Below are 11,622 nucleotides of genomic sequence, written 5' to 3'. Positions count from 1 at the left end.
CAGACGCAGAACCCGCGGACGCAGAGCCCTCCACGGGATCAGCCCCGCCGGCTGCGTTCGAGGCGACCGTCACCGGGCAATGCTAGGGCACGGCCGTATGAGCGGCGCTCAGCCTTTCGAGGGAGCGCCGGAATCGCGTGACGAACCCGATGGCGAGCTCGTGCCCGCACCCGACGCCGAACCGGCCGCGGAACCCGCCCCCGCCGCCTGCGCCGCGACCTCGGCCGCGAGACGCTCCTGCACCTCGGCCCGGTAGTTGGTGCGCCGGATGCGACGCACCATGTCGAGGATGAGCAGCACGGTCGCGACCGCGATGAAGAAGATGCTGAAGAACCCGATGACCCCCGGGGTGACGGTGTCGGGGTTGAACTCCTCGTCGGCGAAACGGGCGAGTGCCGGGAGCGCTCCCTGAACGATGGTCATGCCTCATCCTCGATTCCGGCGAAAAGATCGCTCTCGGGCATGCTGGTCTGCACACTCGATTCTACGAGCTCGAAGTCCTCGTAGGGCCACGCTTCGCGTTGCAGCTCGTTGGGCCAGAAGAAGAACTCGCTGTCGGGCGCGACCTGGCTCGCGTGGGAGCGCAGGGCGGCGTCGCGCGCCTCGAAGAACTCGCCGACCGGAACCCGCGTCGTGGCGGTCTGCGGGCGCTCCGACATCCACGAGGCGATCTCCTCGAGACGCTCGACGAGGGGCGAGCCGGGCATCCGCTCCGAGAGCATCGCGTGCACGGCCGTGGCCTTCTGCGCGTTGAGGATGCGGTCGTAGTACAGCTTCGAGATCTGCCAGGGCTCCCCGGCATCCGGGTACCGCGTCGGATCGGCCGCCGCACGGAAGGCCTCGACCGAGACCTGGTGGCAGCGGATGTGGTCGGGATGCGGGTAGCCGCCGTTCTCGTCGTAGGTGACGAGCACGTGCGGCCGGTAGTCGCGCACGAGGTTCACGAGCGGCGCGGTCGAGATCTCGAGCGGGATCGCCGCGAAGGAGTTGGCCGGCAGCGTGCCGTCCTCCCGCGCCATGCCCGAGTCGACGTAGCCGAGCCAGTGGTGCTCGATGCCCAGGACGGCCTGCGCCGCGGCCATCTCGCGGCGTCGCAGCCCGGGCAGGTCGCGGTGCGCCATCGCGACGGCGTCGACGGCCGGGTTCAGGATGTCGCCGCCCTCGCCGCCCGTGCAGCTGACCACCATCACGCTCGCCCCGCGGCTGCGGTAATAGGCGTAGGTGGCCGCGCCCTTGCTCGACTCGTCATCGGGATGCGCATGCACCGCCAGCAATCGCAGTGTCACGTGCCTTCTCAACTCTCCGGTCGCTCGTCCCGGTCATCAATTCACAGGGAATGCCAATAGCCTTGGAACCTCAAGCGTAATCGTTTCTTCTGTGGAGTTCTTGTGGCTGTGACCGACGAGATCGCGAGCCGTTACGGCCGCACCCCCTCCCGCGCGCGCCGGGACCGGTGGCTGCTCGGCGCGCTCGGGGCCGTCATCGTCGTGGTGGTCGCGGTCTGGGTGGTCTGGGCGGGTCTCGACGGCTCCACTCCCACGGTCGAGGCGCAGGACATCGGGCACACGGTCGTCGACGAGCACACCGTGAGCGTGGAGTTCGAGGTGTCGGTGCCCACGGGCACGGCGACGAGCTGCGCCGTGCAGGCTCTCGACGAGAACTTCACCGTCGTCGGCTGGAAGGTCATCGACCTGCCGCCCTCCGATGTGCACACCCGGCGCTTCACCGAGGTGCTGCGCACCATGCAGCCGAGCAACACGGGCTTGATTTACCGCTGCTGGCTCACTTAGCATGTTGTGTTCGCCCTGACGTCTTCGTCAGGGCGTCGATGCATATAAGGCGTCGCGCGAATAAGGAGTGGTGCAATTGTCTCAGGACCCATCGGTCACCTGGCTCACCCAGGACGCCTACGACCGTCTGACCAAGGAGCTTGACCACCTCAGCGGAAGCGGTCGCGAGGAGATCGCCAAGAAGATCGAGCTGGCCCGCGAGGAGGGCGACCTCAAGGAGAACGGCGGCTACCACGCGGCCAAGGAGGAGCAGGGCAAGATCGAGGCCCGCATCCGCCAGCTGACCCAGCTGCTGCGCACCGCCGAGGTCGGCGAATCCCCCGAGAGCAACGGCGTGGTCGAGTCGGGCATGGTCATCACGGCGCTCATCGCGGGCGACGAGAGCGTGTTCCTGCTCGGCAACCGCGAGATCGCGGGCGACAGCGACCTCGACGTCTATAGCGAGGCGAGCCCGCTCGGTGCCGCCATCATCGGCATGAAGGTCGGCGAGAAGGGCGGGTACACGGCACCGAACGGTCGCGACATCCCGGTCGAGATCGTCGCCGTGGAGACCTACGCGGGCCAGTAGAGCTCCGCAGCCGACAGGCGGGCCGCTGAGCGGGCGAGAGCCCTACTCGTCGACGATGGGGTCGTAGCCGGCTTCACGCAACTTCGAGACGACCTCGGCGCGGTGATCCGGCCCCCGGGTCTCGATGCTCATCTCGAGCTCGACCTGGCTGATCTGCAGGCCGCGGCCGTGCCGCGTGTGCAGCACCTCGACGACGTTCGCGTTGGCCTCCGCCACGATCTGCGAGGTGCGCGCGAGCTGGCCCGGGCGATCGGGCAGCATGATGCGCAGCTTGAGATAGCGGTCGGATGCCGCGAGCCCGTGGCTGATGACCCGCTGCATGAGCAGCGGATCGATGTTGCCGCCGCTCAGCAGCGAGACCGTCGGCCCCGCCGCGGGAGAGATGGCTCCCGCGAGGATCGCGGCCGAGGCCACGGCTCCCGCCGCCTCGACGACCTGCTTGGCGCGCTCGAGCAGCACGACCATGGCCTTCGCGATGTCGTCTTCGCTGACGGTGACGACCTCGTCGACGGCGTCGCGGATGATCGCGAAGTTGAGGGCTCCGGGCCGTCCGACCGCGATGCCGTCGGCGATCGTCGCGCCCACGGTGATGTCGACGGGATGCCCTGCCACGAGTGAGGGCGGGTACGCGGCCGCGTTCGCCGCCTGCACCCCGATCACGCGCACCGTGCGACCGAGGCTCGCCGCCTTCTGCTTGAGGGCGCTCGCGATGCCCGAGATGAGGCCGCCACCGCCGATCGGCACGATGATGGTGTCGAGATCGGGCACCTCGTCGAAGATCTCGAGGCCGAGGGTGCCCTGGCCGGCGACGACGTCGGGGTGGTCGAAGGGCGGGATGAAGATCGCACCCGTCGCCGAGGCGAACTCCTCCGCGGCGACGAGCAGCTCCTCGATCGTGTGACCGCGGAGGATGACATCCGCTCCGTAGCTCTTGGTGGCCTGCAGCTTGGGCAGGGCGACGCCGAGCGGCATGAAGATGGTCGCGTGGATGCCGAGCTCACGCGCGGCGAAGGCGACGCCCTGCGCGTGGTTGCCCGCCGATGCGGCGACGACACCGCGCGCGCGTTCCTCCGCGCTCAGCTTGGCCAGCCGGTTGTACGCGCCGCGGATCTTGTAGGAGCCCGTGCGCTGCAGGTTCTCGAGCTTGAGCAGCACGGGTGAGCCGAGCACCTCGCTCAGGTGCCGCGAGTTCTCGATCGGCGTGGTCTGCACGACCCGCGCGACGACCTCCCGGGCGGCCTCGAAGTCGGCGAGCGTGGGGCCTGCGAGGGTTGTTTCAGTCATCCGTGGTGCTTTCTCTGGCGGGGTTCGTCTGGGCCGTCGATCCCGCCGCCGGCGCGGGCGGAACCGGCCGCACCTGGCGGACGGATCGGCGCTGGCCGAGGTTGCGGGGAACCGTCTGCCACAGCGGCGAGACGGCGACATCCGCCGGTGGCGCTGCACTGCGCCAGGCTCCGCTGGAGATGTAGTGGACGATCACGTTGAGCACGGCGGCGAAGGGCACCGCGAAGAGGGCGCCGGGGATGCCGGCGAGCAGGGTTCCGGCGGCCACGACGAGCACGACCGCGAGCGGGTGCACCTTCACGGCGGAGCCCATGATGAGCGGCTGCAGCACGTGGCCCTCGACCTGCTGCACGAGCAGCACGATGCCGAGCATCACGAGGGCGATGATCCATCCGTTGAAGACCAGGGCGATGATGACCGCGACGGCCCCCGTCACGACGGCACCGACGATGGGGATGAAGGAGCCGAGGAACACGAGCACGCCGATGGGCAGCGCGAGCGGCACGCCGAGCAGGGCGGCGCCCACGCCGATGCCGACGGCGTCGATGGAGGCGACGAGGATCTGCACCTTCACGAAGTTGCCGAGCGTCGTCCACCCCGCCTTGCCCGCGCCGTCGACGGCCGCCCGGGCCCTGCGCGGGAAGACCCGCACGATCCAGGCCCAGATGCCCTTGCCGTCGATGAGCATAAAGAGCGTGCTGAAGAGAACGAGCAGCAGGCCGGTGAGCACGTGGCCGAGCGTCGAGCCGAACGACAGGGCGCCCGAGACGAGCACCTGGCTGTCTTGCTGGATGGCCGCCCAGGCCTGGTCGAGGTAGGACTGGAACTGGTCGTCGCTGATCTGCAGCGGGCCGTTGAGCAGCCAGTCGCGGAACTCCTCGTAGGCCTGCATGCTCTGCTCCTGCAGGGCGGGCAGGCCCGAGCGGATCTGGAAGACCACGAGCACCACGAGACCGGAGACGACGACGATCGCGCTCAGGAGGGCAGCGGCGACCGCGAGGCCCTTGGGCCAGCCGTGCCGCTGCAGGAAGTTCGAGAAGGGCACGAGCAGCGCCGAGAGCAGAACCGCGATGAGCACCGGGATGACGATGAGCCGCAGCTGGATGACCAGGAAGATCACCACGGCGATGAGCGCGCCGACGAGGAGCAGACGCCACGACCAGGCCGCGGCCAGCCGGACCCCCGGCGTCACCGACTCGTTCTCGTCGAATTCCGGCACGGGCACAGGCGCAGGCGCGTCCTCGTCCCGTCGCTTCGGGAAGAGCGAGAACCTTCGTGACTTGCCCGTCGACTCCGCCATCGACTCAGTCTATGTCCGCTCGTATTCTCGTGGCGGTATGCGCCGGATTCTCTGCTCGTTCCCTGCTTGCTGCTCGTTCCCTGCTCGACGGGCACGGCTCTATTCGACGGGCACGGGGACGGGCCGCAGGGCCAGGCGCACGACTGCGCCGGGAGCGGGCTGGTCGCTCACACTGTGCTGCACCGAGAGCAGGAGCCCGTCTCCGACCCGCACGGTCGTGCGGCGCAGCGATCCGAGGAAGCTCGTCGTGACGACCGTCGCCTCCAGGCCGTCCGCCGCGAACTCGATGTTCTCCGGCCGCAGGAAGACCCGCACGGCCCCGTCGGCGGTCGTGGGATCGACGAGGGGCAGGCGCTGGCCGAGGACCTCGACCGCTCCGCCGCTCACGATGCCGTCGACCCGGTTGCTCAGGCCGATGAACTCGGCGACGAACGCCGAGCGCGGCTGCACGTAGAGCTCCTCGGGGGTGCCGATCTGCTCGATGTTGCCCGCCTTCATGACCGCGACCCGGTCGGCGACGGCGAGCGCCTCCTCCTGGTCGTGTGTGACGAAGAGCGTCGTGATGCCGAGATCCGACTGGATGCGGCGGATCTCGTCGCGCAGCTGCACCCGCACCTTGGCGTCGAGCGCCGAGAGCGGCTCGTCGAGCAGCAGCACCCGGGGCTCGGTCACGAGGGCGCGCGCGAGCGCCACGCGCTGCTGCTGACCTCCCGAGAGCTGGTGGGCGTAGCGCCCCTCCAGGTGGCCGAGGCCGACCATCTCGAGGGCCTCGCGCGCGCGACGTCGGCGATCGTCGGCGGCGACCTTGCGCATCCGCAGCCCGAACTCCACGTTCTGGCCCGTCGTGAGATGGGGGAAGAGCGAATAGGACTGGAAGACCATGCCCATGTCGCGCTTGTTCGCCGGCACCGTCGAGACGTCGTCGCCGTCGAGCAGGATGCGCCCGTCGTCGATCTCCTCGAGGCCCGCGAGGCAGCGCAGGGCCGTCGTCTTGCCGCAGCCCGAGGGGCCGAGCAGCGCGATGAACTCCCCCGGCTGGGCTGTGAAGCTCACCCCGGTCAGGGCGCGCTGGCCCGAGTACTCCTTGACGACGGAGTCGAACTGCACGGTGACCCCGGCGTTCGTCGTGGGTGCGCCGGTGCCGGCGAGAAGCTGTGTCATGACTGACCTCCAGGAGCCCGGCGCCTGCGGGGGCGCGGTGCCCCGAGCCTGCCGATGACGAGTAGAAGAACGAACGCGAAGGCGAGCGCGAGCAGGGAGAAGATGACCGCGACATAGGGGTCGCTCTTCGAGACCTGCACGAGCGCGGTCTGCAGGTTGGTGCGGTTGAGCAGCGAGGCGAGGGTGTACTCGCCGAGCACGACCGCCACCGAGATGAACGAGGCCGCGAGCAGACCACGCCTCAGGTTGGGCACGATGATCCGGAACAGGATGGTGCCCCAGCCGGCGCCGAGCGAACGCGCCGCCTCGCTCAGGGTCACGACGTCGACCGCCGAGAGGTTCGACTGGATCGCCCGGTAGGCGTAGGGCAGCACGAGCACGCCGTAGGCGAAGGCGAGCGTCCAGGTCGCGCTGCCGAAGATCTGCGCGACGACCGAGTAGACGGGCGCCAGGCCCACGACGAGCACGATCGCGGGCACCGTGATCGGGATGATGCAGATGAACTCGAGCACCCGTCGCAGCTTCGGGAACTGCAGCTGGACGAGGATCATCGTCGGCACGAGGAACACGAGCATGATCGCGACCGTGACGACGGCGAGCACGAGCGAGTTGACGACGCCCGTGAAGAGATTCTGGTACTTGCGCGCGTTCTCGGGGTCGAAGAGCCCCAGCCAGTTGTCGACGGTGTAGCCGCCCGTCGGCTCCTTGAGGGTGAAGACGATCATCGAGACGATCGGGATGGCGAAGACGAGGCCGACGACGCCCACGATGAGCCAGCGGGCGACGACGCCGGGCTCGGCGCCCAGCCGTGACGCTCCCGCGCTCATCGCTGCCACCTCTCGGTGCGCGACTGCAGCGCCGAGTAGGCCGTCATGAGCACGACCATCACGATGATCATGCCGAGGGCGAGCGCTCCCGCGAGGTTCTCGCGGCCGAGGATCGTCTCCGAGATGAGGGCGCCGCGGATCTGCAGGGGCACGATCTGCGATCCCTGGCTGATGAGCGCGGCGGCCGTCGCGTACGAGGAGAAGGCGTTCGCGAAGAGCAGCAGCAGGCTGCCGAAGAACGAGGGGGCGAGGATGGGGAACGCGATCTTCGTCCAGTAGGTGAGGCGGGTTCCGCCGAGCATGGCGTTCGCCTCCGCCCACGAGCGCTTGAGGCCCTCCATGGCCGGCATGAAGGTGATGATCATGAGCGGCACCTGGAAGTAGAGGTAGGGCAGCAGCAGCCCGGGAACCTGGTAGAGCCAGACCCCGTTCGCGAAGATGTCGAAGCCGAGCGTGTCCCGCAGGAAGACGGTGATGAGCCCCTGGATGCCGATCGTCGCGATGAACGCGAAAGCGAGCATCACACCGCCGAACTGGGCCAGCACGCCGCTCGCCGAGTCGACGACGGAGCGCAGGCCCGAGGTGTGGGAGAAGCCCAGCAGCGCGTAGCACATCACCGCGCCGATGATCGCGCCGACGACGGCCGTGACGGCGGAGACCCACAGCGAGTTGCCGAAGGTCGAGAGGATGACGGGGTCGCCGAGGGCGAGCACGTTGTCGAGGGTGAAGGCGCCGTCTTCGGTGAAGAACCCGGTCAGGAGCGCGAGCACCGTCGGAACGGCGAGGAAGAGCAGGATGTAGGCGGCGAAGGGGGTGAGCCCCAGATAGCGGATGAGGCTCCGAGCACGAACAGAGCGCCCGCCTCCCGCGGAACGAGCCGAAGGCCGGCGCCGAGAACTGGTCTCGACGCCGGCCGGGCTCGCGCCTGCCGCGGACGCGTCAGTCGCGATTGTCATGCGTGCTACTGGATCGCCGTCGCCCAGTTGGCTGCGAGAAGTGCGTTCGCGGCCTCGGTCTGGTCGGCGTCGGGCGAGACGAGCTTCTCGGGCAGCGAGCCGGCCGCCTCAGAGGCATCCGCGTCGATCGTGCCGGCGTCGGTCATGGCGGCGTAGCGCACCGGGAAGGCGCCGGCGGCGAGGTACAGGTTCTGCGCCTCATCGCTGAAGATGAACTCCTGCCACAGGCGGGCGGCGGCCGGGTGCGGCGCGTCGGCGCTGATGGCCTGGTTGTAGTACGCGCCGTAGGCGGTGCCGGGGAGGATCGCGACCTTCCAGCTGGGGAGCGTCGTCGCGGCGGCGAGGTTGGTGTAGCTCCAGTCGAAGACGACCGGGGTCTCGCCGGAGGCGATGGTCGCCTCGGTCGGGTCGAGCGGAAGGAAGTTGCCCGCCTTGTTGAGCTCGGAGAAGAAGTCGATTCCGGGCTGGAAGTCGTCGACGCTCCCGCCGTTCTGCACGGCCGCGAGACCGACGGCCGCGAACGCGGCACCGGCCTGGGTCGGGTCGCCGTTGATGGCGACCTTGCCCTTGTAGTCAGCACCCAGCAGGTCGTCGAGCGAGGTGGGCTCGGGCACGGCGTCGGAGTTGTAGCCGACCGACATCACGCCCGTGTAGTCGTTGACCCAGAGCCCGGTCTCCTCCTTGTTCTCGGCGGGGATGTCGTCCCAGGTCTCGACCTGGTACGGCGCGAAGTAGTCGAGGCTGTCGAGCGCGACCGCGGTGCCGAGGTCGAAGACGTCGGGAGCCGTGTCCTGACCCTTGAGGTTGTCTGCGGCCTGGATCTCTTCGGCGCTCGAGACGTCGGGGTCGGCCGAGTTGACCGTGATGTCGTACTTGTCCTCGAACGCGGCGATGATCTGGCCGTAGTTGGCCCAGTTGTCGGGAAGCGCGATGACGTTGAGCTGGCCTTCGGCCTGCGCCGCCTCGACGAGGGCGTCGAGGCCGCCGAAGTCCGCTGCGCTCGTCGCGGTGGCCGCGTCGGTGCCGCCGGCGCTGCCCTCGTCGCTCGGGGTGGACGAGGCGCACGCGCTCAGCGAGAGCGCGAGAGCCGTTGCGACGGCGATGCCGGCCGCTGCAGTTCGCTTGGTGAACATAAATTCCTCCATAGTGATCGCACGACGGCCGCCCTGCTGTGTACGGGCTCTGTCGTCCCTCGTGCGGACCAGGCAAAGCTATCCGCGTGGCCCGAATGGGTGGCAGAGCGACGGTTAACCCGGCGTGAACGTCGGATGTCGGCACTAGTGTGTCCATCGATGGCTCAGAGAATCTCGTCAGCACTCGCCCGGCGCATCGCGCTCGCAGCACAGGGCTTCGGCCGCCCGCGCCCCGAGACGATCGGCACCCGGCAGCTCAACACGCTCATCGAGCGCATCAACCTGTTGCAGATCGACTCGGTCAACGTCTTCGAGCGCAGCCACTACCTGCCCGTCTTCGCCCGTCTCGGCGGCTACGACAAGGCGCTTCTCGACGCGCTGACGTTCACGCCCAAGACCCGCTATCTCGAGTACTGGGCGCACGTGGCGGCGATCATCCCCCGCGACGACCTCGCGCTGCTGCGCTGGCGTATGCAGGAGTACCGGCGCAAAGACGCGGCAGACCCGGGCTCCTGGGCCAACGCGAACGCGTCCATGCTCGACTGGCTGCGCGCCGAGCTCGCCGAGAAGGGGCCCATGGCCGCGAGCGAGATCGAGCACGAGGCCACTCGGCGGCGCGGGCCGTGGTGGGGCTGGTCCGATGCCAAGCGCGGGCTCGAGAGCCTCTTTATCTGGGGCGATGTCGTCACGGCCGGCCGCACCCGGTTCGAGCGCCGCTACGCCCTGCCCGAACAGGTCCTGCCGGCAGAGCTCATCGAGGCCCACGTCGAGAAAGACGACGCCGTGCGCGAGCTCGTCCTGCGCTCGGCGCGTGCCCACGGCATCGGCACGGCCGGCGACTTCGCCGACTACTACCGCATCGGCGCGAGCGACGCCCGCCGCGCCATCCGCGATCTCGAAGACGGCGGCCAGCTCGTTCCCGTGGTCGTCGAGGGCTGGGAGCGCGGCGGAAGACCGTTGCCGGCGTGGCTGCACCGCGAGGCGCGTCTCCCCCGCCGCATCGACGCGACGGCCCTGCTCACCCCGTTCGACCCGGTCGTCTGGCAGCGGGATCGGGCGCTGCGGCTCTTCGACTTCCACTACCGCATCGAGATCTACACTCCGGCGCCCAAACGCGTCTTCGGCTACTACGTGCTGCCGCTGCTCGTCGACGACCGCGTCGTGGGCCGCGTCGACCTCAAGAACGACAGGCAGGCCGGGGTGCTGCGCGTGCGCGCCGCCTGGCGAGAGGAGGGCGCCCCGCCGCAGACGGCCGAGCGCCTCGCCGAGGTGCTGCGGCAGACGGCCGCGTGGCAGGGGCTCGGCGAGATCGCCGTCGTCGACCGCGGCACCCTGGCCCGCGAGGTGGCGCTCGCCCTCGGGGTGCGCACGACCGAGTTCACGACTACCGACGAGGTCGAGGAGGCTATAGAGTCGGTGGTCGACTGATCGGGGGAACGGCGTGGTGTTCGATCTACCGACGCTCCTCGGGCTCTCGGCGCTCGTGGTCTGCGCGACCGGTGTCGTCTACTTCCTCGACAGCACCCGGGCGCTCGGCGAGACCTCGGCCCGCTACTGGGGGCTGGCCTTCGTGTCGGCCGCGCTCACGACCCTCGCGTTCTTCGTCTCCGGCCAGTCGGACGACGTCTGGTGGTCGGTCGCCGTGGGCAACGCGGGCATGGTCTTCACCCTGGGCGCCGTCTGGGCGGGCTGCCGGGTCTTCAACGGCCGGCGCCGCTCCTTCCTCCTCCTGGCCTTCGCCGTCACCGTGATCGTGGGGGTCGCGTCGTCGCTGCCCTCTCCGGACGGCAGCAAGTGGGCGGGAACCCCCGAGAAGCTCATCGCGCTCACGGCCTTCTCGGCTCTCATCGCCTGCGAGGCGCTCCGCGCGCCCATGGGCCGGTACTCGAGCGCGCGCCTGCTCTCGGCCGTGCTGTGGCTCGAGACGCTCTACTCGGGAACCCGGCTGATCGCCTTCTGGGTCGTCGGCCCGCGGGACCAGCTGTTCTCGACGGTCTACAGCACCCAGACAACAACGGTCATGAACATCGTGTTCGTCGTCGTCACGGCCGTCTCGATGATCACGCTCCGGGCCCAGGACACCCGGCGACGGTCGGAGGGCATCGGGGCGGAGGGCGCGGGGTCGGAGAACGCAGTGCTCGACCGCCGCGCCTTCCTCCGGGCCGGGGCGCAGGCGCTCGACCGCGAGGGCTCCGAGTGCGTGCTGCTCGCGGCATCCGTCGACTCGATCGCGACCATCCGCGTCACCCACGGGCGCGAGCGCTCGATGGTGCTCATGGACCGCCTGGCCTCGGCGCTGCGCACGGCCGCCCCGGAGGCTCAGCTCGGCAGGATCGCCGGCGACCGGCTGGGCCTCCTGCTGTCGCAGGCCGGGCTCGACGACGCCCGCGCGGTCGCGGCGAGCGTTCAGGAGGAGTTCGCGCGCACGGCCGCGCCCGAAGACGCGCCCGTCGGGCCGACGGTGAGCATCGGCATCGCGGAGCAGCCGCCCGGCCCCGGCGATTTCCGGCGGCTCGTGCGCCGCGCGTCGGCCGAGGCCGAGCGCACGGATTCCGGCGACACTCCGGCCACGGCGCCCTGACACACCGCACGACCGCAGGATC

At 69.6% G+C, this 11,622-nt stretch carries 12 protein-coding genes; 4 read left to right on the top strand and 8 right to left on the bottom strand.

Annotation, left to right across the window (positions count from 1 at the left end; genetic code table 11):
* Window positions 1-108: 108 nt before the first annotated feature.
* Both CLV54_RS09915 and mca read right to left on the bottom strand, forming a co-directional pair.
* A complete protein-coding gene (locus tag CLV54_RS09915) occupies window positions 109-423 on the bottom strand; it encodes a hypothetical protein (RefSeq protein WP_100344799.1) in 315 nt (104 codons plus the stop codon).
* Window positions 420-1,286 carry a mycothiol conjugate amidase Mca gene (mca, locus tag CLV54_RS09910; RefSeq protein WP_211294509.1) on the bottom strand — a complete coding sequence of 289 codons (867 nt, stop codon included), beginning with the start codon at window positions 1,284-1,286 and terminating at the stop codon, window positions 420-422. The genes CLV54_RS09915 and mca overlap by 4 nt, the downstream gene beginning before the upstream one ends.
* Window positions 1,287-1,388: 102 nt before the next feature.
* Between mca and CLV54_RS09905 the strand changes: the two genes are divergently transcribed.
* Window positions 1,389-1,790: a DUF4307 domain-containing protein gene (locus tag CLV54_RS09905; RefSeq protein WP_100344798.1), complete on the top strand. Its 402-nt coding sequence runs from the start codon at window positions 1,389-1,391 to the stop codon at window positions 1,788-1,790.
* Between the two features lie 76 nt (window positions 1,791-1,866).
* Window positions 1,867-2,358, top strand: a complete 492-nt coding sequence (gene greA / locus CLV54_RS09900) for a transcription elongation factor GreA (protein ID WP_100344797.1) — start codon at window positions 1,867-1,869, stop codon at window positions 2,356-2,358.
* Between the two features lie 42 nt (window positions 2,359-2,400).
* On the opposite strand, the gene ilvA is transcribed toward greA, so the two are convergent.
* The 6 genes from ilvA to CLV54_RS09870 form a co-directional block, all read right to left on the bottom strand.
* Window positions 2,401-3,642, bottom strand: a complete 1,242-nt coding sequence (gene ilvA, locus CLV54_RS09895) for a threonine ammonia-lyase (protein WP_100344796.1) — start codon at window positions 3,640-3,642, stop codon at window positions 2,401-2,403.
* Window positions 3,635-4,942, bottom strand: coding sequence for an AI-2E family transporter (locus CLV54_RS09890; RefSeq protein WP_100344795.1), 1,308 nt, complete (start codon window positions 4,940-4,942; stop codon window positions 3,635-3,637). The genes ilvA and CLV54_RS09890 overlap by 8 nt, the downstream gene beginning before the upstream one ends.
* Window positions 4,943-5,041: 99 nt before the next feature.
* Window positions 5,042-6,103 (bottom strand): ABC transporter ATP-binding protein, encoded by a 1,062-nt coding sequence (locus CLV54_RS09885; protein WP_100344794.1) that lies wholly within the window; start codon window positions 6,101-6,103, stop codon window positions 5,042-5,044.
* A complete protein-coding gene (locus CLV54_RS09880; RefSeq protein ID WP_100344793.1) occupies window positions 6,100-6,930 on the bottom strand; it encodes an ABC transporter permease in 831 nt (276 codons plus the stop codon). Before CLV54_RS09880 ends, CLV54_RS09885 begins: the two co-directional genes overlap by 4 nt.
* Window positions 6,927-7,886, bottom strand: a complete 960-nt coding sequence (locus tag CLV54_RS09875) for an ABC transporter permease (protein ID WP_100344792.1) — start codon at window positions 7,884-7,886, stop codon at window positions 6,927-6,929. Before CLV54_RS09875 ends, CLV54_RS09880 begins: the two co-directional genes overlap by 4 nt.
* A 5-nt stretch (window positions 7,887-7,891) precedes the next feature.
* Window positions 7,892-9,019 (bottom strand): ABC transporter substrate-binding protein, encoded by a 1,128-nt coding sequence (locus CLV54_RS09870; protein ID WP_100344791.1) that lies wholly within the window; start codon window positions 9,017-9,019, stop codon window positions 7,892-7,894.
* Between the two features lie 159 nt (window positions 9,020-9,178).
* Here CLV54_RS09870 and CLV54_RS09865 point away from each other — a divergent pair, with 159 nt between their 5' ends.
* Window positions 9,179-10,447 carry a winged helix-turn-helix domain-containing protein gene (locus CLV54_RS09865; protein ID WP_100344790.1) on the top strand — a complete coding sequence of 423 codons (1,269 nt, stop codon included), beginning with the start codon at window positions 9,179-9,181 and terminating at the stop codon, window positions 10,445-10,447.
* Between the two features lie 16 nt (window positions 10,448-10,463).
* Entirely contained in the window at window positions 10,464-11,600 is a 1,137-nt protein-coding gene (locus CLV54_RS09860) for a diguanylate cyclase domain-containing protein (protein WP_157802912.1), read from the top strand.
* Window positions 11,601-11,622 lie beyond the last annotated feature (22 nt).

Origin of the sequence: Compostimonas suwonensis (assembly GCF_002797855.1) — a bacterium.
Classification (GTDB): Bacteria; Actinomycetota; Actinomycetes; order Actinomycetales; family Microbacteriaceae; genus Compostimonas; species Compostimonas suwonensis.
Note: the sequence above shows the minus strand (reverse complement) of the source record. Positions and strands in the feature narration are given on the sequence as shown.

What these genes read in the sequence shown, in the direction of transcription:
- CLV54_RS09915 (WP_100344799.1), bottom strand. Translation starts at nt 423, where the DNA reads ATGACCATCGTTCAGGGAGCGCTCCCGGCACTCGCCCGTTTCGCCGAC.
- ilvA (WP_100344796.1), bottom strand. Translation starts at nt 3,642, where the DNA reads ATGACTGAAACAACCCTCGCAGGCCCCACGCTCGCCGACTTCGAGGCC.
- CLV54_RS09890 (WP_100344795.1), bottom strand. Translation starts at nt 4,942, where the DNA reads ATGGCGGAGTCGACGGGCAAGTCACGAAGGTTCTCGCTCTTCCCGAAG.
- CLV54_RS09885 (WP_100344794.1), bottom strand. Translation starts at nt 6,103, where the DNA reads ATGACACAGCTTCTCGCCGGCACCGGCGCACCCACGACGAACGCCGGG.
- CLV54_RS09880 (WP_100344793.1), bottom strand. Translation starts at nt 6,930, where the DNA reads ATGAGCGCGGGAGCGTCACGGCTGGGCGCCGAGCCCGGCGTCGTCGCC.
- CLV54_RS09875 (WP_100344792.1), bottom strand. Translation starts at nt 7,886, where the DNA reads ATGACAATCGCGACTGACGCGTCCGCGGCAGGCGCGAGCCCGGCCGGC.
- CLV54_RS09870 (WP_100344791.1), bottom strand. Translation starts at nt 9,019, where the DNA reads ATGTTCACCAAGCGAACTGCAGCGGCCGGCATCGCCGTCGCAACGGCT.
- CLV54_RS09865 (WP_100344790.1), top strand. Translation starts at nt 9,179, where the DNA reads ATGGCTCAGAGAATCTCGTCAGCACTCGCCCGGCGCATCGCGCTCGCA.